We start from the raw sequence: 21,032 nt of genomic DNA on the forward strand, positions 1-21,032 counted from the left end.
GCTTTTATCCAAAAAATATCGGCAGTCCTCACAGGCTGCTACAACAAAGATAATAAAAAATTGCACCTGCGGACGTAAAGCGATGTAAAAAATCATTTTAATCGGGTTTCAGGCATTGTGTATTCTGAATATTTTATAACTTTGTAAGTTGAAACAAAATTGATTATGCCGGAACACAAACTCAGAATAGGCATCACGCAGGGCGACACGAACGGCATCGGCTGGGAGGTCATCCTCAAAGCACTCGCCGACCCGCGCATGACGGAGCTTTTCACCCCCGTCGTCTACGGTTCGCCCAAAGCCGCCGCCTATTACCGAAATACCCTTGCGGAAACAGAGACGATCCCGTTCAACCCCGTGGCTTCGGCCGCCGAGGCCCGCCGCGGAAAGGTCAACCTCGCGGCCTGCGGCGAGGGGGCCGAGATCGTGCCGCCGGGCAAAGCGTCCGCCGATGCGGGCCGTGCGGCCGTGGAGGCGCTGCGCGCCGCCATGCGCGACCTGAAGGAGGGGCATCTCGACGCCATCGTCACGGCCCCCTTCGACAAGGAGACCGTGCAGGCCGACGACTTCCGCTACACGGGACACACCGAATACATGGCCGCCGAACTCGGGGGCGAGTCGATGATGATCATGTGCAGCGACGTGCTGCGCGTGGGTCTGGTCACCAAGCACATCCCCGTTTCGGAGATCGCCCGCAGCATCACCCGGGAGCGGATCGTCAAGGATCTGCACACGCTGCGCCGTTCGCTCGTCGAGGACTTCGGGATCGTCGAGCCGCGCATCGCCGTCATGGCCCTCAACCCCCACGCCGGCGACGGCGGACTGCTGGGCCGCGAGGAGCAGGAGATCATCCGCCCGGCCATCGTCGAGGCGTTCGACAAGGGCGTGCTGGCCTTCGGGCCTTTTGCGGCCGACGGGCTTTTCGCCGGCGGCGGATACGCCAAATACGACGGCATCCTCGCCATGTACCACGATCAGGGGCTGGCGCCGTTCAAGACGCTCTCGCCCGACGGGGTGAACTTCACGGCGGGACTTTCGGCCGTGCGCACCTCGCCCGACCACGGTACGGCGTTCGACATCGCCGGGAAGGACAAAGCCGACCCGCAGTCGATGCGCAACGCGATTTACACGGCCATCGACATCGTGGAGCACCGCCGCGCATGGGCCGAGTGGACGCGCAACCCGCTGCAGCACGCCGAGCGCGAAAGGGGCGGCCGCGACGTGTCGGTCCGCGACCTGCCGCAAACCGAAAAAGAGGATTAAACGAAACACCGGGCACCCCGGAAGCGTATTCCGTCTCGTAATTGTGGAAGCGCCGAAGGCCCCGAAAACTTAATTTTATACAAACAAATGATCAAAATCACTTTTCCCGACGGCTCCGTCAGAGAATATGCCGAAGGGACGACTGCTTACCAGATCGCAGAGAGCATCAGCCCTCGTTTAGCTGCTGACTCGCTCGCGGCCTCGGTAAACGGCGCGACGGTAGACATGACGCGCCCGATCGAGGCCGACGCTTCGGTCAAATTCTACAAATGGGACGACGAAGAGGGCAAACACGCTTTCTGGCACACCTCGTCGCACCTGCTGGCCGAGGCCCTCGAGTCGCTCTATCCGGGCATCAAGTTCGGCATCGGTCCAGCCATCGAAAACGGTTTTTACTACGACGTCGACTCGCCGGTGCCCATCACCGAGGCCGACCTGCCGACCATCGAAAACAAGATGGTGGAGCTCTCCCGCAACAAGGAAGCGCTCCTCCGCCGCGAGGTTCCCAAGGCCGAGGCCCTGAAGACCTTCACCGAGAAGGGCGACCAGTACAAGGTTGAGCTGATCTCGGACCTCGAGGACGGCACCATCTCCTTCTATAGCAACGGTGCGTTCACGGACCTCTGCCGCGGACCGCACATCCCCAATACGGGCTATATCAAGGCCCTGAAACTTACGTCCGTGGCCGGAGCCTACTGGCGCGGCAACGAGAAGAACAAGATGCTGACGCGTATCTACGGCATCTCGTTCCCCAAGAAGTCGATGCTCGACGAGTATCTGGCGATGATGGAGGAGGCCAAGAAGCGCGACCACCGCAAGCTGGGCAAGGACCTCGAGCTGTTCTGCTTCTCGCAGCGCGTGGGTCAGGGCCTGCCGTTGTGGCTGCCCAAAGGCGCCGCCCTGCGCGACCGTCTGGAGCAGTTCCTGCGCAACGTACAGAAAGAATACGGTTACCAGCAGGTAATCACCCCGCATATCGGCAACAAGGAGCTTTATGTCACCTCGGGCCACTACGCCAAGTACGGCAAGGACTCGTTCCAGCCGATCCACACCCCGATCGAGGGCGAGGAGTACCTGCTCAAACCGATGAACTGCCCGCACCACTGCGAGATCTACCGTTCGAAGCCCCGTTCGTACAAGGAACTGCCGGTGCGTCTGGCCGAGTTCGGAACGGTCTACCGCTACGAACAGTCGGGCGAGCTGCACGGACTGACGCGCGTGCGCGGATTCACGCAGGACGACGCCCATTTGTTCGTGCGGCCGGATCAGCTTCTCGAAGAGTTCGAACGCGTGATCGACATCGTGCTCTATATCTTCAAGACGCTGAAGTTCGACAACTACACGGCACAGATTTCGCTGCGTGATCCGAACAACAAGGAAAAATACATCGGTTCGGACGAGAACTGGGAGAAGGCCGAATCGGCCATCATGCAGGCCGCCAAGGAGAAAGGTCTCAACACGGTGGTCGAGCTGGGCGAAGCCGCCTTCTACGGTCCGAAACTCGACTTCATGGTCAAGGACGCCATCGGCCGCAAGTGGCAGTTGGGCACGATCCAGGTGGACTACAACCTGCCGGAGCGTTTCGACCTCACATACAAAGGCGCCGACGACCGTCTCCACCGCCCGATCATGATCCACCGCGCGCCGTTCGGCTCGATGGAGCGTTTCGTGGCCGTACTGCTGGAGCACACGGCCGGCAAGTTCCCGCTGTGGCTCTCGCCCCAGCAGGTCGTGGTGCTCCCCATCTCGGAGAAGTTCAACGACTACGCCCAGAAGGTCTCGGAGTTCCTCAACCGCAACGACGTCCGCGCCGAGGTCGACGACCGCAACGAAAAGATCGGCCGCAAGATCCGCGACAACGAGCTCAAGCGCATCCCCTACCTGCTGATCGTCGGCGAGAAGGAGGAGGCCGAAGGTCTGGTGTCCGTCCGCGCGCAGGGCGAGGGCGACAAGGGCCAGATGTCGATGGAGGCGTTCCGCGACTTCATAGCCGGACTGGTCAAAGAGGAGGTCGAGGCCAACAAACTGGAGAAGAAATAAGAATAGAAAAACAGGGGCTTTCCGATAAAGCCCCCGCCGAGGCGGGGGTTTGGGGGCGGGTCAGAATTATAAACGCCGCCGTTGGCCGCGAAGCCACCGCCGACGGAAGCCCGATAATAAAGCAACAATTTAATTAACCATTTAATACATACAACTATCGCAGCACCGAAACCATTCCCGCCGAGGCCGTTTACCCCCGGGAATAACAGACCGAAACCGGCAGCCAATGCCAGCAACCGCTTCGGGCGCCGTCCGCCCATCAAGGAGAACCCCCACCGGATCAATAACGAGATCACGGCTCCCGAAGTGCGTGTGGTCGGTGACAACGTCGGCCAGCCGCAGGTTCTGCCAATCCGCGATGCGCTCAAGCTTGCCGACGAGCTGGAACTCGACCTGATCGAGATCTCGCCCAAGGCCGAGCCGCCCGTATGCCGTATCGACGATTACCAGAAGTTCCTCTACCAGCAGAAGAAGAAGGCCAAGGAACTGAAGGCCAACCAGACGAAAGTCGTCGTGAAGGAGATCCGCTTCGGCCCCCAGACCGACGACCACGACTACAACTTCAAGCTCAAGCACGCGCAGAACTTCCTCAAGGAGGGGTCCAAGGTCAAGGCCTACGTCTTCTTCCGCGGTCGTTCGATCGTCTTCAAGGAGCAGGGCGAAATCCTGCTGCTGCGCTTTGCAACGGACCTCGAAGAGTTCGCCAAAGTGGAGATGATGCCCAAGCTCGACGGTAAGAAGATGAATATGATGCTCGCGCCCAAGGTGAAGAAATAGCACCAGCGCAAGGACAGCAAAAGCTGTTCACGGAGTGCGAATATGCCGAGCGACGGCGAGGTATGCGACGTAAAAAAGCGCCGAACTCAAGCATGGACAATCCCCTGCCAGAACCCGCGAAAGGTTCCGGCAGGGGATTGCTGTTTTTCCCGGGATGCGGCCCCGGCTACTCCTCGGCGGTGACCGGGATCGGTTCCTCAGCCACGGATTCGGCATCGGGCAGGTATTCCTGCTCGACGGTCTTGGCCATGACCTTGCCCTGAATAGCCACGCCGGACTCCACGCGCACCGAATCCGAGATCAGATCGCCCACGATCGTCGCCGGCGTCCGGACTTCGATCATGCGTTTGGCGACGATGGTGCCCTTGAAATAGCCGCACACCATGACGGTATCGCTCTCGATGTTCCCCTCGAAACGGGCCGTAGCCCCGAGCATGACGTGTTTTTTCGAGCGGACATTGCCATAGACGCTGCCGTCGATCGAAATGTCGGACTCGGACTCGACATTCCCGTAGAGCTGCACCTTCTTCGAGATGTAGCTCTCCTCCTTTGAGAAAAGTTTCATATATACCTGATTTTAAATGATTAGGTTAGCTGACTTCATCCGGATCAGGACGTTCCCAGCCATCCCGGTAAATCTCGGGCCCGTTCACGATGGAAGAACTCCACCTCAGGCACCTCTCGGAAACGGCAGCCAGCAGTTTCCGGCAGAACTTGAAAAATCGCTTCATTTGCAGTTCGGATTTTCGTGCTCCCCAGTTCCGACAGAGCCAATTATATAAAGAAAGCGTGGAACTGAAATCCCACTTATGCGAACAGGCTCTGGTAAACCTTTATGGTTAAATAGGACACAATCCCACGCCACAGACCGTGACGTAGAAATAACTATGCCTATCTTCACCATGAAAAAAATTTACCAGATTTCGTTCGCAGAAGATAGAACTTACACTTTCGTGCAACAAATATGTAGCAGCCCCCTTTGAGGTTGCAATAGCAAAGATAGTAAAACTATTTGATTTTTTCACTATCTTTACGGGCAATGAGCACTCCCGACGACATATTCTGTATCGCGAACGACGCGGCTTTCACCCGGACGGCATTGGAGGTATTCCGCCGTCAGGCCGCCGCATGCGTCCCCTACCGGGAGTACCTGACGCGAATCGGCGTGGAGCCGGAACAGGTTCGCTCTCCGGAAGAGATTCCGTTCCTGCCCATCGAGCTGTTCAAGACACACGATATCTATTGCGGTGAAACGCCGCCCGAGGCGGTCTTTACCTCATCGGCAACGACGGGCATGACGTCCTCGCGCCATCCGATGCAGTCGCTGGCACTCTACGAACAGGCATTTCGCGCGGCGTTCCGCACCTTTTACGGCGCCCCCGAACATTGGAGCCTCTACGCCCTGCTGCCCAACTACCTGCGCCGCAAGGGTTCGTCGCTGGTCTACATGGCCGACCGCCTGATCGCCGACTGCGGGTCGGGCGGCTTCTACCTCGACGACTACGAGGCGCTGCTGGAGGCGATGGCCCGGGATGGAAAACCGAAAATCCTGCTGGGCGTGAGCTACGCGCTGTGGGACCTCGCGGAGCGCTATGCCCCGAAACTCTGCGGCACGGTGGTGATGGAGACCGGCGGCATGAAGGGTTACCGCGAGGAGATTCCGAAAGAGGAGTTCCACAAGATACTCTGCGACGCTTTCGGGGTGCAGGAAATCCACTCGGAATACGGCATGGCCGAACTTACGTCGCAGGCCTATTCGCAGGGCGGCAACCGGTTCCGCTGTCCGCCGTGGATGCGCGTCACGGCCCGCGACGTCAACGATCCGTTCGACGGGCTTCCGGCCGGCGCACGCGGCGGGCTGAACATCACCGACCTCGGGAACTGGTGGTCCTGCGCCTTTATCCAGACGCAGGACGTGGGGCACGTCGAAGCCGACGGATCGTTTCTGGTCGAAGGCCGCATCGACCACTCCGACATTCGCGGCTGCAACTTGCTGGTACAATGAAATCCCGGTTGAAATATCAGGAATGTATCGCAGTTCCGAATGCCGTTCCCACGGCGTTCCGCCGTGTTTGCAAATCCGCCCCACCCCTAAATCCCCGCCCCGGGCGGGGACTTGAATGCCGCAAGCGGCAAAGTTCCGCTGCGGACCGTTTTACAAATTATCGAACATTATGAAAACCGTCGCATTCGTTCCCATCCGGCTCAACAGCCAGCGCGTCGCAGGCAAAAACCTCCGCTCACTGAGCGGTTCGCCGTTGATGTGCCACATCCTGAAAACCCTGACCACGGTGGAGGGCATCGACGAGGTCTATGTCTTCTGCAGCGACGAAAGCATCCGCCCGCTGCTGCCCGAAGGAGTGCGGTTCCTGCGCCGCGACCCGTCGCTGGACAGCGACACGACGCTCGGGCGGGAGATTTACGACAGTTTCACGGCGTCGGTCGATGCCGACCTCTACATCCTCGCCCACGCCACCTCGCCCTTCATCCGCGCCGCGACCGTCGCCGGGGCGCTCGAAAAGGTCCGCTCGGGCGAATACGACTCGGCATTCAGCGCCGAGAAGGTCCAGACTTTCGCGTGGTTCGAAGGCAAGCCGCTCAATTACAGCCTCGACAATATTCCCCGCACGCAGACCATCGAGCCGGTCTACGTCGAAACCAGCGCTTTCTTCATCTTTTCACGGGAGTTGTGGTGCGGCCGCGGCCGGCGCATCGGCGACAAGCCTTACATGGCCGTCGTCGACCATATCGAAGGACTGGATATCGACTACCCCGAGGATTTCACCATGGCCGAGATCATCGCGGCCAGCAGGAACTTTCCGAAATAATCCCGGAATTTCGATAAAACGAGGGATTTCAAGGCTTGCGCAGCCCCGAAAAACGCAGTTTACAGCCGTAAATGAGTATTCGAGGGGCAAGCGTAACGCAGAAATCACCGTTTCAGCGGAATTCTTTCGTAGGAGTCGATCATCGAACCGCGCGTACGGTTTATGATCCGCGCCCCGAGCGAGCGGGCATAGTCGCGCAGCACTTCGTGGCCGCGGAACAGTTCGGCGACCTCGGCCAGATAGACCGACATGGTGTAGGGACGGTGGGGAACTTTCTGGAAAATGGGCTTCGGAGTAGCCGGGGCATCGTCGTAATAGTGCCCGTCGGCGCGGCAAAGACGGTTCTCGTCGTCCACACACAGCCCGTCGAGCAGCGTATGGTCGACCCCGTACAGTTCCAGCGTCTTATATCCCAAGAGCAGGGCGATGTATTCGCACACCTGCACCACGGTTCCGAAATTGGCGCTTCCCAGCCCGCGGCGAAACAACCAAAACTCCACGCTCCGGAATCCGCGGTAGACCTGCGTATGGAACCGGACGATGCGGATATTGGGGTTGGGCAGCGCGGCGCGGTAGTCGAAATGCTCGGGGTTGTAGTACTGCACATAGAGGTTCATCGGCCACGTCACCTTTTCGTTCAGCACCCGGTAGAGTTCCGCCACGCGGTCGCGGCAGGCGCTGTCGCGGAAGAACATCGGGTCGGAAAGGACGTAATAGGCGGGCCGCACCGCCTCGAAACGCTCGTCCAGCGCAAAGTAATTGACCGCCATCACATCCTTCGTCCGGTGCTCGCCGCGTTCGATCAGCCGCGGCAGGTCCTCGGCCAGCGAGGGTCCGTTGCCGAGGATCACGGCCGAGGACTTCGGCGCACCGACCGTTCCGGCCCGGCCGACGTAATTGCGGAAATTCTCCTTCACGGCCATCACGACGAAGTAGAGCACCGTGTCGAACGAGTTGCGGAGGAATGCGAGTATCTTCTCGGATGCGGTCATCGGAAAGGTTTTATTTGCAAAAGTAGCAAAAGATCGATATCTTCGCAACAAAACCTGCCGACACACATGTCAAAACCCACGATTTCGGTCGTCATACCCCTCTACAACAAGCAACGCGAAGTCGCCGCCGCCGTGCATTCGGCGCTGGCACAGAGCTATCCGCCCTTGGAGATCGTCGTCGTGGACGACGGGTCGACCGACGGCGGCGCAGAGGTCGTGCGGCAGATCGCCTCGCCGCTCGTGCGGCTCGTCACACAGCCCAACGCCGGGGTCTGCGTGGCCCGCAACCACGGCATCGCCGAGACCTCGGGCGAATACATCGCCCTGCTGGACGCCGACGATGCGTGGGAGGCGGGGTTTCTGGCCGAAATCGCCGCGATGATCGAAGAGTTCCCCGGCTGCGGCATCTACTGCACGGGATTCTCCATCGTCAGCCACGACGGGGTGTTCCCCGCCGAGAGCCCCACGGAGCGCGGGATCGTCAAGAATTTTTTCCGCGACTCGGCCCACCGCTACATCGCCATTCCCTCGGCCTCGTGCATCCCCCGGCGGGTCTTCGACACCGTGGGCGGATTCCCCGAGGGCATGAAAATCGCCGAAGACCTCCACCTCTGGATTCGCATCGCCCGCCGCTACCCGGTCTGCTTCTCACCCGAACGGCTGGTGCGCTATTCGCGGGTGGCTTCGAACCGCTCGGCGGCGGTCTACACCCCCGAACAGACCGTCTACTCGTTCGAGGAGCTCTACAACCCCGAGGCTCCCGAGGAGGACCGGGAGTTCGTGGCCCGCGCGGCACTGGGCAAAGCCCTCATCCAGAGCGTCAAAGGCGGCACGAAGGAGGCCCGGCGCGCGACGCGTTTCTTCGCTTGGACCCGCACCTACCGCCGCACGCTGCGCAAGGTCCGCGTCCTGAACTCGCTGCCCGTAAGCTGGCGCGGCCCGCTCATCGGACTCTACAACGCGCTGGCGTGGCGTATCGCAAAAAAAGGTCTCTGAGTTTCCCCAGAGACCTTTTCCAGTATGGCTGAATAAATCAGTTCGCAAACGTAAGCCCGTCCTTGTCGGCGTCGATCGAGATCGGCTTCGAGCGGTCGACATCCCCGGCGAGAATCCGCTTCGAAAGGTCGTTCACGACGTAGCGCTGGATGACACGCTTCACGGGACGCGCTCCGTAGAGCGGATCGTAACCCGCGGCGGCGATCCATTCGCGCGCCTTGTCGGTATATTCCAGCCGGATGCCGTTCTCGGAGAGCATCTTGCTGACGATACCCAACTGGATATCCACGATGCGCTCGATGTCCTTGTGCGTCAGCGGCTCGAACATCACGATCTCGTCGATACGGTTCAGGAACTCCGGCTTGAGCTGCTGTTTCAGCAGGTCGATCACCGCCAGACGGGTCTGCTCGACCACCTCCCCGGGCAGTTTTTTGCCATTGAAAGCCTCGGCGAAATTCTCCTGAATCACCTGCGACCCCATGTTCGAGGTCATGATGATGATGGTGTTGCGGAAATCCACCGTGCGACCCTTGTTGTCGGTCAGACGGCCGTCGTCGAGAACTTGCAGCAGGATGTTGAAGACATCGGGATGCGCTTTCTCGATCTCGTCGAGCAGCACGACCGAATAGGGCTTGCGGCGCACGGCCTCGGTGAGCTGTCCGCCCTCGTCGTAACCGACGTATCCCGGAGGCGCTCCGACCAACCGCGACACGGCGTGCCGCTCCTGATATTCGCTCATGTCGATACGCGTCATCATCTGGTCGTCGTTGAAGAGGAACTCCGCAAGGGCCTTCGCCAGCTCGGTCTTGCCGACGCCCGTCGTGCCGAGGAAGATGAACGAACCGATCGGCTTGCGGGGGTCGTTCAGCCCGGCGCGCGAACGCCGCACGGCGTCGGAAATAGCGGCGATGGCCTGCTCCTGCCCGATGACGCGCTTGTGGAGCTCGTCCTCCATGTGCAGCAGCTTCTCGCGCTCCGAAGCCAACATCCGCGTCACAGGAATCCCCGTCCAGCGCGACACCACCTCGGCGACATCCTGCGCGTCGACCTCCTCCTTGATCATCGAGCCGTTGGCCGAAGCCAGCTTGTACTCCTCCTGAAAAGCGGCGATCTCCTTCTCGGCCTCCTGAATCTTGCCGTAGCGGATTTCGGCCACCTTGCCGTAGTCGCCCTGACGCTCGGCCTGCTGGGCCTCGATTTTCAGTTTCTCGATACGATCCTTATTCTCCTGAATCTTCTTCAGCAGATCGCGCTGACCCTGCCACTTGGCGCGCATCTCGGCCTCGCGGGCCTTCAGCTCCTCGATCTCCTTGGTGAGGTGCTCCACGCGCTCCTTGTCCTTCTCGCGGCGGATAGCCTCGCGCTCGATCTCCAACTGGCGGACCTTCCGGTCGAGGGTGTCGATCTCCTCGGGCACGGAGTTCATCTCCAGCCGCAGCCGCGAAGCGGCCTCGTCCACCAAGTCGATGGCCTTGTCGGGCAGGAACCGCGAGGTAATGTAGCGCGTCGAGAGTTCGACGGCAGCCACGATGGCCTCGTCCTTGATCCGCACCTGATGGTGATTCTCGTAACGCTCCTTCAGACCGCGGAGGATCGAAATGGCATCCTCCTGCGTAGGTTCGTCGACCATCACCTTTTGGAAACGCCGTTCAAGCGCCTTGTCCTGCTCGAAATATTTCTGGAACTCGTCGAGCGTCGTGGCGCCGATGGTCCGCAGCTCGCCCCGCGCAAGGGCCGGCTTGAGGATGTTCGCGGCATCCATCGCCCCCGACGACTTGCCGGCGCCGACCAGCGTATGGATTTCGTCGATGAAGAGCAGAATCTCGCCCTCGCTGGCGGTGACCTCCTGCACGACGGCCTTCAGACGCTCCTCGAACTCACCCTGATACTTGGCGCCCGCGATCAAAGCACCCATGTCGAGCGAATAGATCGACTTCGACTTCAGGTTCTCGGGCACATCGCCGTCGATGATACGGCGGGCGATGCCCTCGGCGATGGCGGTCTTGCCGACACCGGCCTCGCCCACCAGAATCGGGTTGTTCTTCGTGCGCCGCGAAAGGATTTGCAGCACGCGGCGAATCTCCTCGTCACGGCCGATCACCGGGTCGAGCTTGCCGCTCCGGGCCTGCTCGTTCAGGTTGATGGCGTATTTGCCCAGTGCGTCGAACTGCTGCTCGGAGGTCTGCGAATCGACCGTAGCCCCCTTGCGGAAGGTGCGGATCGCCTCGAGGAGCTCCTTCTCCGTCGCACCGTTGCGTTTGAGGATGTCGGCGGCCGCGCCGCGCTCGGCCACGAGGGCCAGCAGCAGGTGCTCGACCGAAGCGTATTTGTCGCCGAAGTTCTTCGTGAAGTCCACGGCGCGCTGGATCACCTTCGACGAATCCTGCGCGAAGAACTGGTCGCCGCCGCCCTCGACCCGCGGCAACGCACCCACGGCACGCTCCGTTTCGTCGCGCAGCGAACGGACATTCACACCGACGCGCCCCAGCAGGAACGTCGCCAGCGAATCGTCCTCACGGATGAGGACACTCAGCAGATGGAGCGGCTCGACAGCCTGCTGTCCCCGCTCCCGCGCAAGGGCGAGCGCTGCTTGCAGCGCCTCCTGCGCTTTGATGGTAAGAGTGTTGATATTCATAATAGTGCTAATTTATTGTTTCTGTTTTTCGTTTTGTCGATTCCGTTTCCGAACGCGGTCCCCGCGGCGTTCCGCCGCGTTTACAAGTCTGACCCACCCCCCCCGCCTCGGCGGGGGCTTGTCGCAACGCGACCGGGATTTCGTCCGGAATGCGGAAACAACTCATTCGCAGGAACATTCCGCAAAACACTTGCCAAGCCGGAATTTGCGACACGCTGTCACGTTTTGTCACAAATTGTCATCCGCCGACTGCCATGCAGGGACAAAATGACCGGAAGCAGAATTATTTTCAATTTTCACTTAATTCTTCTTATCTTTGGCGTCGTAACGACGCTTTTACCCGTCGGGGTATCTCGCAAAGCCACATGCAATCCGGTTTTGCAACCGCCCGCTTTTTTCGTACCTTTGCAATACTATGAGTGATTTCATCGTCAGCGCACGCAAATACCGCCCCGCGACCTTCCGATCGGTCGTCGGGCAGAAACATATCACCTCGACGCTCCAGAACGCCATCGAGCGCGGCCAGTTGGCCCACGCCTACCTCTTCTGCGGTCCCCGCGGCGTAGGCAAGACCACCTGCGCCCGCATCTTCGCCAAGGCCATCAACTGCCTTGCGCCCAACGGCGCCGAGGCGTGCAACGAGTGCGAGTCGTGCCGCTCGTTCAACGAGGGACGCTCGCTCAACATCCACGAGCTCGACGCCGCGTCGAACAACTCCGTGGAGGACATCCGCACGCTGATCGAACAGGTGCGCATCATTCCGCAGGTGGGCCGTTACTCGGTGTTCATCATCGACGAGGTCCACATGCTCTCGGCCGCGGCCTTCAACGCCTTCCTCAAAACCCTCGAGGAGCCGCCCGCACACGCCATCTTCATCTTGGCGACGACCGAGAAACACAAGATCATTCCCACGATCCTCTCGCGCTGCCAGATTTACGATTTCAACCGCATCCGCGTCGAGGACTCGGTCGAATACCTCAAATACATCGCTGCGCAGGAGGGCGTCACGGCCGACGAAGAGTCGCTGAACCTCATCGCCCAGAAAGCCGACGGCGGCATGCGCGACGCGCTGTCGATGTTCGACAAGGCCGTATCGTTCTGCGGCACGGCATTGGATTACCGCAACGTGGCCCAGACGTTGAACGTACTGGATTACGACACCTATTTCGGGGTGACCGAGATGCTGCTCGCGGGCAACTACGTCGATGCGCTGGTGACCTTCGACACGGTGCTGTCGAAAGGATTCTCGGGCCAGACCTTCATGGCGGGCCTGAACCGCCACATGAGGGACCTGCTGATGGCCCGGCAGCCCGACACGCTGCGGCTGATCGAGATGACCGGCACCCTGCTCGAACGATACCGGACGCAGGCGGGCGCCTGCAGTGTCGAGTTCCTGTTCGGAGCCATCTCCGTACTGACGGAGCTCGACGGAAAGATACGGCAATCGTCGAACCAGCGGTTGCTCGTGGAGCTGGGCCTGATGAAAACCGCAGGGCTCGGCCAAAAAAAAAATGACACCCTGACATCCCCCGGGGAGTATCCGCTCCCTGAACTGACAACTCTCGCGCGGGTCGCGGCATCTGCCCCGACCCCTGCTGCTCCGGCGGCTCCGGCGCAGCCCCAACCGGCCCCGGCAACCCCGGCGGCGGCACCAGCGGCACCGGCAGTTCAGCAGCAACCGGAAACGCAGCCGAAACCCGCTGCGCCGGAACCCGCAAAACCGGCCCGGCGGCCGCTGATCTCGGGAACGTCGCTCTCGGAACTGCTCGCCTCGGGAGGTGGCATTTCGGATGCTGAGGACGCTGACGGCGAGGCGGAAGCCGAGCCCGAAGCCGTGGAGATCGACCCCGCCTGCGAACAGAAGCTGGAACGGGCCCGGGAGGGCATCCTGAACCTGCTCCGGACGAAACGCCCGCGGTTCGTCCCCGCCTTCGAGCTGATGACCGTCCGGGGCAACACCATTTCGGTGAGCGTCCCGACGACGGAACTGCGCGAAGAGATTCTCCGCAACAAGACCGGGATGCTGATGCGCATCGCCGAGCTGGCGGGCATCTCGGGAGCCATCGAGCTGGAGGTGATCGTCAACGAACAGATCAGGGCCGCGCGTCCGATCAAACTGGAGGACAGGGTGAAACACATGACGGAGAAAAACCCGCTCATCGCGGAGCTCCGCAAAGCATTGGATTTGGAAGTAGAGTGATAAAAATTATGCAATTCCGGCAGCATTCCGGTAAAAAGCCCGGACGCATGCGATAAGCCCCCGCCAAGGCGGGGGGGGGTTGGGGGTGGGTCAGACTTGTAAACGACGCCAAAGGCGGCGATTACACCCGCCGGATTTGCAAACCGATAAACAATTAGAACAAATACAGAACAGTAATATGGCAACAAAGAATTTCATCGAAGAACTCGAATGGCGCGGCATGGTCCACACGATCATGCCCGGCGCAAAGGAACAACTCGAAAAAGAGATGACGACGGCTTATCTGGGCATCGACCCCACGGCCGACTCGCTGCATATCGGCCATCTGGTAGGTGTGATGATCCTCAAGCATTTCCAGATGTGCGGCCACCGACCGCTGGCGCTCATCGGCGGTGCCACGGGCATGATCGGCGACCCCTCGGGCAAGTCGCAGGAGCGCAACCTGCTCGACGAAAAGACCCTCCGCCACAATCAGGATGCGATCAAGCGCCAGTTGGCCAAACTGCTCGATTTCGAGTCAGACGCCCCGAATGCCGCACAAATGGTCAACAACTACGACTGGATGAAGGAATTCACGTTCCTCGATTTCATCCGCGACATCGGCAAGTGCATCACCGTCAACTACATGATGGCCAAGGACTCGGTCAAGAAGCGCTTCAACGGCGAGGGCGACGGCATGTCGTTCACCGAGTTCACCTACCAACTGGTTCAGGGCTACGACTTCCTGCACCTCTACCAGACGCAGAACTGCAAAATCCAGCTCGGAGGCGCCGACCAGTGGGGCAACATCACCACCGGCACGGAGCTGATCCGCCGCAAGCTGGGCCCCGAGGCCGAGGCGTTCGGCATCACCTGCACGCTCATCACCAAGGCCGACGGCACGAAATTCGGCAAGACCGAGAGCGGCAACGTGTGGCTCGATCCGCGCTACACCTCGCCCTACAAATTCTACCAGTTCTGGCTCAACGTCAGCGACGAAGACGCCAAGCGCTACATCAAGATCTTCACGCTGCTCGACCGCGAGACCATCGAAGGGCTCATCGCCGAGCACGACGCGGCACCCCACCTGCGCATCCTGCAGAAGCGGCTGGCCGAGGAGATCACCTGCATGATCCATTCGCGCGAGGAGTACGAAAAAGCCGTGGAGGCTTCGGCGATCCTCTTCGGAGGCTCCACGTCGGAGGCCCTGCGCAAACTGGACGAAGAGACGCTTTTGCAGGTCTTCGAGGGCGTTCCGCAATACCGTGTGGCCCGCACGGAGCTGGCGGCCGGCATCCCGTTCGTGGATCTCTGCGCCGAAAAGAGCGACATCTTCCCCTCGAAAGGCGAATGCCGCAAGATGGTGCAGGGCGGCGGCGTGTCGCTCAACAAGGAGAAGGTCGCCGACGCGATGCGCCCGGTGACCGACGCGGACCTGATCGCGGGCAAATACCTGCTCGTGCAGCGCGGCAAGAAGAATTACTACCTCGTGATCGCCGAATAGAATGGAATACCGTATTGTCTTGCAGCGCATGGAGTTCCGGGCGCTTCACGGCTGCTACGAACTGGAACGCAAGGTCGGCAACCGTTTTACGGTCGATCTGGAGATCACGGCCGAACTGGGTGACGTGGCCGCGGAGGACAATGTCGAAAAGGCGGTCAACTACCTCACGGTTTACGAGGTCGTGAGCCTGCAGATGCGCATCACCCAGCGCACGATCGAACGTGTGGCGATGAACATCATCGAGGCGGTTTATGCCTCCTTCCGGCAGGTACGGCATGTAAAATGCACGGTCTCGAAGCTGGCGCCGCCGTTGGGCGGCAAACTCGAACGGGTCAGCGTCGTACTGGAGAAATAAGCGGTATGCGCGCACGCGATGCGTGCGCGCATACTTTATAATAGAGGATAGCATGCATCATTCACAGGGTCGTGCCACGCTGGGTGGCAAACTGAGCGCCGTGCTCGTCGCGGCGGGGAGTTCCGTGGGCTTGGGGAACATCTGGCGGTTTCCCTATGTGGCCGGCGACAACGGCGGAGGCGCCTTCCTTGTAATCTACATCCTTTGCGTCCTGCTGCTGGGACTGCCGATCATGGTGGCCGAATTCTCGGTAGGCCGCGCCTCGCACCGCAACGCCGTGGGCGCCTACCGGGCCCTCGATCCCAAATGGAGTTTTCTGGGTTACAACGGCGTCGTGGCGGCGTTCCTGATTCTGGGCTTTTATTTCGTGGTCTCGGGGTGGACGGCCGAATACATGGTCCACTCGGTGACGGGCAGTCTGGCGAAATACTCCACCCCCGAGGAGTACCGGGGTATCTTCGAAGCGTTTATCCAGAATCCGTGGCGGCCCGTGGTCTACACTTCGCTGTTCGTGCTGGCGACGCATTTCGTCATCACGATGGGCGTGCAGAAGGGCATCGAACGCTCGGCCAAGGTGCTGATGCCGCTGCTGTTCGTGATCCTGATCGCACTGTCGATCCACTCGCTGCTGATGCCCGGCGGCGGCGAGGGCATCCGCTTCCTCTTCCGGCCCGACTTCTCGAAAGTCACCCCTTCGACGGTGCTCGTGGCGCTGGGACAGGCCTTCTTCTCGCTCTCGATCGGCATCGGCACGATGGTCACCTACGCCTCCTATTTCAAACCCGACACCAATCTGCGCCACACGGCGCTGAACGTCACGATCCTCGACACGCTGGTGGCCGTACTGGCCGGCGTAGTGATCTTCCCGGCGGTCTTCAGCGTGGGCATCGAGCCCTCGTCGGGACCCTCGCTCGTGTTCATCACCCTGCCGGGCATCTTCAACTCGATGCCGCTGAGCATGGTCTGGTCGTCGGTATTCTTTCTGCTGCTGGTCGTTGCGGCCCTCACCTCGACCATCTCTTTACATGAAGTGATTACGGCCTACCTGCACGAAGAGTGGCACATGAGCCGCCGAACCGCGGCATGGGCCACGACCGGAGCCTGCATGGCGCTGGCCGCCGTGGCGTCGCTGTCGCTGGGCGTGCTGGGCGGCTGGCAGATTTTCGGACTCAGCGTCTTCGACTCGCTCGATTTTCTCACGGCCAACATCCTGCTGCCCGCAGGCGGATTCCTGACCTGCATCTTCGTCGGCTGGCGGCTCGACCAGAAGGTGCTCAAAGCACAGATATCCAACAACGGGGAGCTGAAATTCCGCATCTACAGCGTATTCATCTTCCTGCTGCGCTACGTCTGCCCGGCGGTGCTGCTGCTGATCTTCCTCGACAATTTAGGAATTTTTTAAGCCGGAATCCGGCAAACCATCCCTTTTCCCAAATGCGTCCGGTTTCGCCGGACGCATTTTTTATATTGCTACCATAGATTTCGTTTCAAAACCACCCGACCCAACAAAAACGGAAAACACCGCCCATTTTTTTTGTGTTTTATTTTGGAAAATAAAATTAAAGATTTATTTTTGTTTCATATTGAAATTAAAAATATTGCGTATCATAATTAAAAACCGGACAAAACAGGAAAAACTACCCCTCACCGAATGCGCACAAACAGATGTTACCGCAGCGTGAAGTTACCGATACATTCCTGTTACCCGAACCGGATGAAAAGATTATTCAGCTACTTTTACGGCCGAAAACCGACAAAACTTCAAACAGACCCGAACCATGAAAAAATGCCTGCTCCTGCTGATTTGCTGCACCCTCTGCGCCGCAGTTTCCGCCCGTCCGGTGCGGGGAACCGTCAAATGCGGCGGAAAACCGGTGTGCGGAGTGGCCGTAACCGACGGCTACACGTTTACCGAGAGCGATGCACAGGGTGCATTCACGCTCGATGCCGACGACGACGCACTGTTCATCAGCCTCGTAACTCCGGCCGGATATCTGGCCCCTTTGGAAGAAGGTGTCCCCCGGTTTTACCGTCCCTACGACCCGGCGGCGAAGCATTACGATTTCGAACTGCTGCCGTGGCCCGGCTCCGAAGCATGTTACGAACTGCTGGCCGTCGCCGATCCCCAACCCAAAACCGAAACGCATTTCGAACGGCTCCGCACGGAGATCATCCCCGCGTTGCAAACGGAAACCGCCGCGAAAAAAGCCCGGGGCGTCGCCCAAGCCACGATTCTGCTCGGCGACATCGTATGGGACTCCCCGCAGTTGTTCGCCGGCGTGAAAGCGGAGTTCGCCTCGCTCGGCATTCCCGTATACGGCGTGATCGGCAACCACGACCATGACCTGAACAAATACACCGATCGGGAGGCGACGGAGAATTACCGCAGACATTTCGGCCCCACATACTATGCGTTCGACATGGGGCATACCCATTACATCGTACTCGACGACATCATCTACCACGGAGCGAAAAAATACGAGGAACAGATCGATTCGATGCAGTTGCGCTGGGCCGAAGCCTATGCACGGCGCCTGCCCGCAGGATCGCGCGTCTGCGTGGCAATGCACGCTCCGGCCATGAAATCCTGGCTCGGGAACCGCATTATGGAGTCGGTCGAACCGCTGATGGAGGCATTCGCCGGACACGATCTGCACTTCATCACCGGACATACGCACCTCAATTCAAATTTCGACATCCGCGAGGGCGTCATGGAACACAACGTGGCGCAGGTCTGCGGCAACCTCTGGTGGGACCCCATCAACTGGGACGGAACCCCCAAAGGCTACCAGTTGTTTCGCGAGTGCGGCGGAGAGTTTTCGTGGGAATACCGGAATCTCGGGGAATTCCCGGCCCGGCAAATCCGCCTGTGGGGGCCCGGCGAGGTGGCGAAACATCCCGCCTGCGCCGTCGCAAAGGTGTGGAACTGGGACCCGTATTGGACGGTGGTGTGGTACGAGGACGGTCGCTACCGCGGTGCCATGCAGCGCACGCAACTCGACGACCCCGATTACGCTGCACACCTCGACTCGCTGAGAACCGCCGGAACAAAACTTTCCAAGGTGCAGCGCCTCCGGCCGACGAATTTCTATTTCACGGCACGCCCTTCGGCGTCGGCGCGTGAGATAGAGGTCGTTGCCACCGACCGTTTTGGACGCCGTTACTCGGAGCGCATACCGATCCATGCAAACCACTGAAAATGAAAATACCAACCAAAATTACCAATTGCCTATGAAAAGACTTATTACGTTATTCATCGGGTTGCTGTTCATCGCCCTGCCGGTCGTGCTGTCCGGCTGCAATGACGGTGACGAACAGGTGAACCGTCCCGACGAACGCTTCGTCTCGGGAGTGGTGATCCCCACTGCCCTGGATGTATGCGAGGGCTTGGAAATGACTATCGAAGGGCAAGGCTTCCGCCAAGGCGACGCCGTGACCCTGCGCAGCGACAGCGACATGCCGGCCCAAACCTCCGGAATCACGCCGTCGTCGATCTCGTTCGTACTGCCGGAAGGCATCGAAGATCAGGCCGTGTACAAATTCCTGCTCGTTCGCGGCGGAGAATCGCAGGCCCTGGGCGCCAGCCGCCTTACGCTCAAACTGGCGGTCAACGTCGATCTGGGCGGCACCGTCGCCGGCTCATGGAATGAAGAAGCCTCCATCCGGGGCAACGGGTTCGCCGCATCCGACGAATTGATCCTGACGCAGGGGGGGGGGGAAATTTGCTGCTTCCGTAACACAGGCAGATAACGAATCCCTCCGGTTCCGGATTCCGCAGACGGCCGTAGACGGCGACTGCGAATTCACCCTCCGCCGCGGTGACAAGGAGCAGACGCTCGGCACCGCAAAACTCGCCCTTTCGCTGAACAACACCATCCCTGATCAGGCAGGCGCCTCGATCAAGGGCATGGTTCATTACGGAGGCAAGGGCATCGAAAACGTTTTGGTTTCCGACGGTGATCAAATCACCGCCACCGACGCCAATGGTCACTATTGGCTCGCATCCGACAAACGCAACGGTCTGGCGTTCGTCATCCAGCCCTCCGGCTATGAGGTCCCCACCGACAAGGCCATCCCCCAATTCTGGCATCCCTGCACCGGAAACGCATCCACGGTCGAACGGATCGACTTCCAGCTCCAGCCCGTCTCGAACGACGATTTCACGCTGCTGGTGGCCACCGACATGCACTTGGCCAACCGGAATACCCCCAAGGACTACACCCAGTTTGCCGATGGGTTCGTCAAGGAACTCACCGATACCTACAACAACTCCGCATCGAAAGTCTACTGCCTCAATCTGGGCGATTTCGCTTGGGACCAGTATTGGTATGTAAACAAGTGGGCGATCCCCGAGTGCAAAAAAGCCGTCGAAAGTTTCAACTTCCCCTTCTGGTCGGTGATGGGCAACCACGACAACGACCCCTACGGCACCAGCGACTTCGCCGCCGAAACTCCCTACCGCGAGGAGCTCGGCCCAGTATACTATTCGATGAACATCGGCAAGGTGCACTTCCTGATGCTCGACAACACGGTCTACCTCAACAACGGCGGCGGTCCGGGCGTGATCGGCGACCGGACCTACAAGAAATACTTCACCCAGCAGCAACTGGACTGGATCAGGGAGGACTTGAAATATGTGGACAAATCGACCCCCATCGTCGTCGGCTTCCACTGCCCGATCTACACCTACGGGTGGAACGGCACCTCGCTCACGACGAGCATCTCAATGGACAGTTCGGCGGCCGTATCAGCCCTGCTCGGCTGTTTCGACGGATACACCTCGGTCAATGTCGTCACGGGACACACCCATGTAAACCGCAACATGCAGTCCCCGGCCTTTGCCAACGTCTATGAACACAACATCGCCGCTGTCTGCGGCACATGGTGGTGGACCCAGCAGTTCGGCAAGAACAACGTCTGCACGGACGGGTCGCCCGCCGGATACAAGGTCTTCACCGTCAGCGGCACCGACCTCAAATGGCAGTTCAAGGCAACAGGGCTGCCCGCCGGACGCCAGTTCATGACTTACGACATGAACAGCGTCAAGGAGTACTGGGCGACGAACACCTTGGTACAGAAAGCCATCGAGCTGGGTAAGGATTTCGCAGGCCGCGGCAACGACTACTCGGGCGTGGGCGAAAACGAGGTCTTTATCAATCTCTGGAGCCATGAACCCGGCAAATGGGACATCAGCGTTACGGAAGACGGCAAACCCCTCGAAGTGCGTCAGGTATGGCGCCGCGATCCGCTTCACACCATCTCCTACGATGTTCCGCGTTGCGCAACCAACGGAGGCGAGATGACATTTCCGTCGGGCTACACGCCCCACATGTTTGCCGTAACGGCCTCGTCGGCCACCTCCACGCTCGAGATTCGAGTCACCGACCGTTTCGGCACCCCGTATACCGAAACTATGAAACGGCCCAAGACCTTCTCGACCGACCTGAACGAATAAACCCAAAA

At 59.8% G+C, this 21,032-nt stretch carries 16 protein-coding genes; 13 read left to right on the forward strand and 3 right to left on the reverse strand.

Annotated features, from left to right (window positions below; all coding sequences use genetic code 11):
- The first annotated feature begins 165 nt into the window (after positions 1-165).
- The 3 genes from pdxA to infC all read left to right on the forward strand — a co-directional run bounded on the left by pdxA (position 166) and on the right by infC (position 4,080).
- Positions 166-1,263, forward strand: coding sequence for a 4-hydroxythreonine-4-phosphate dehydrogenase PdxA (gene pdxA / locus BN5935_RS02675; RefSeq protein ID WP_064974731.1), 1,098 nt, complete (start codon positions 166-168; stop codon positions 1,261-1,263).
- An 87-nt stretch (positions 1,264-1,350) separates the two neighbouring features.
- Complete coding sequence (thrS, locus tag BN5935_RS02680) at positions 1,351-3,303, forward strand: threonine--tRNA ligase (protein ID WP_064974732.1); 1,953 nt, start codon at positions 1,351-1,353, stop codon at positions 3,301-3,303.
- A 258-nt stretch (positions 3,304-3,561) separates the two neighbouring features.
- Positions 3,562-4,080 (forward strand): translation initiation factor IF-3, encoded by a 519-nt coding sequence (infC, locus tag BN5935_RS02685; protein ID WP_064974733.1) that lies wholly within the window; start codon positions 3,562-3,564, stop codon positions 4,078-4,080.
- Positions 4,081-4,246: 166 nt separating this feature from the next.
- Here the strand turns inward: infC and BN5935_RS02690 are convergent, their stop codons facing one another.
- Entirely contained in the window at positions 4,247-4,645 is a 399-nt protein-coding gene (locus tag BN5935_RS02690; protein ID WP_064974734.1) for a bactofilin family protein, read from the reverse strand.
- A gap of 474 nt (positions 4,646-5,119) precedes the next feature.
- Here BN5935_RS02690 and BN5935_RS02695 point away from each other — a divergent pair, with 474 nt between their 5' ends.
- A complete protein-coding gene (locus BN5935_RS02695; protein WP_064974735.1) occupies positions 5,120-6,085 on the forward strand; it encodes a long-chain-fatty-acid--protein ligase in 966 nt (321 codons plus the stop codon).
- 169 nt (positions 6,086-6,254) lie between these two features.
- Positions 6,255-6,908, forward strand: a complete 654-nt coding sequence (locus BN5935_RS02700; protein WP_064974736.1) for an acylneuraminate cytidylyltransferase family protein — start codon at positions 6,255-6,257, stop codon at positions 6,906-6,908.
- Positions 6,909-7,012: 104 nt separating this feature from the next.
- On the opposite strand, the gene BN5935_RS02705 is transcribed toward BN5935_RS02700, so the two are convergent.
- Positions 7,013-7,900, reverse strand: a complete 888-nt coding sequence (locus BN5935_RS02705) for a hypothetical protein (RefSeq protein ID WP_064974737.1) — start codon at positions 7,898-7,900, stop codon at positions 7,013-7,015.
- A 66-nt stretch (positions 7,901-7,966) separates the two neighbouring features.
- On the opposite strand from BN5935_RS02705, the gene BN5935_RS02710 reads away from it, so the two are divergent.
- Entirely contained in the window at positions 7,967-8,896 is a 930-nt protein-coding gene (locus tag BN5935_RS02710) for a glycosyltransferase family 2 protein (RefSeq protein WP_064974738.1), read from the forward strand.
- Positions 8,897-8,933: 37 nt separating this feature from the next.
- Here BN5935_RS02710 and clpB read toward each other — a convergent pair whose 3' ends face one another.
- Entirely contained in the window at positions 8,934-11,531 is a 2,598-nt protein-coding gene (clpB, locus tag BN5935_RS02715) for an ATP-dependent chaperone ClpB (RefSeq protein ID WP_064974739.1), read from the reverse strand.
- Positions 11,532-11,946: 415 nt separating this feature from the next.
- Here clpB and dnaX point away from each other — a divergent pair, with 415 nt between their 5' ends.
- The 7 genes from dnaX (at position 11,947) to BN5935_RS02745 (ending at position 21,024) form a co-directional block, all read left to right on the forward strand.
- Positions 11,947-13,731, forward strand: a complete 1,785-nt coding sequence (gene dnaX / locus BN5935_RS02720; RefSeq protein ID WP_064974740.1) for a DNA polymerase III subunit gamma/tau — start codon at positions 11,947-11,949, stop codon at positions 13,729-13,731.
- Between the two features lie 178 nt (positions 13,732-13,909).
- The gene (gene tyrS, locus BN5935_RS02725; RefSeq protein WP_064974741.1) at positions 13,910-15,214 is read left to right on the forward strand and encodes a tyrosine--tRNA ligase; all 1,305 of its coding nucleotides are present in this window, start codon (positions 13,910-13,912) and stop codon (positions 15,212-15,214) included.
- Between the two features lies 1 nt (position 15,215).
- Positions 15,216-15,569: a dihydroneopterin aldolase gene (gene folB, locus BN5935_RS02730; RefSeq protein ID WP_064974742.1), complete on the forward strand. Its 354-nt coding sequence runs from the start codon at positions 15,216-15,218 to the stop codon at positions 15,567-15,569.
- A gap of 52 nt (positions 15,570-15,621) precedes the next feature.
- Positions 15,622-16,971 carry a sodium-dependent transporter gene (locus tag BN5935_RS02735; protein ID WP_064974743.1) on the forward strand — a complete coding sequence of 450 codons (1,350 nt, stop codon included), beginning with the start codon at positions 15,622-15,624 and terminating at the stop codon, positions 16,969-16,971.
- 376 nt (positions 16,972-17,347) lie between these two features.
- A complete protein-coding gene (locus tag BN5935_RS02740; RefSeq protein ID WP_064974744.1) occupies positions 17,348-18,766 on the forward strand; it encodes a calcineurin-like phosphoesterase family protein in 1,419 nt (472 codons plus the stop codon).
- 34 nt (positions 18,767-18,800) lie between these two features.
- Entirely contained in the window at positions 18,801-19,319 is a 519-nt protein-coding gene (locus BN5935_RS15465) for a hypothetical protein (RefSeq protein WP_235820985.1), read from the forward strand.
- 157 nt (positions 19,320-19,476) lie between these two features.
- Positions 19,477-21,024, forward strand: coding sequence for a calcineurin-like phosphoesterase C-terminal domain-containing protein (locus BN5935_RS02745; RefSeq protein WP_235820986.1), 1,548 nt, complete (start codon positions 19,477-19,479; stop codon positions 21,022-21,024).
- Positions 21,025-21,032: the final 8 nt, after the last annotated feature.

It is taken from the genome of Alistipes provencensis (assembly GCF_900083545.1).
Classification (GTDB): domain Bacteria; phylum Bacteroidota; class Bacteroidia; order Bacteroidales; family Rikenellaceae; genus Alistipes; species Alistipes provencensis.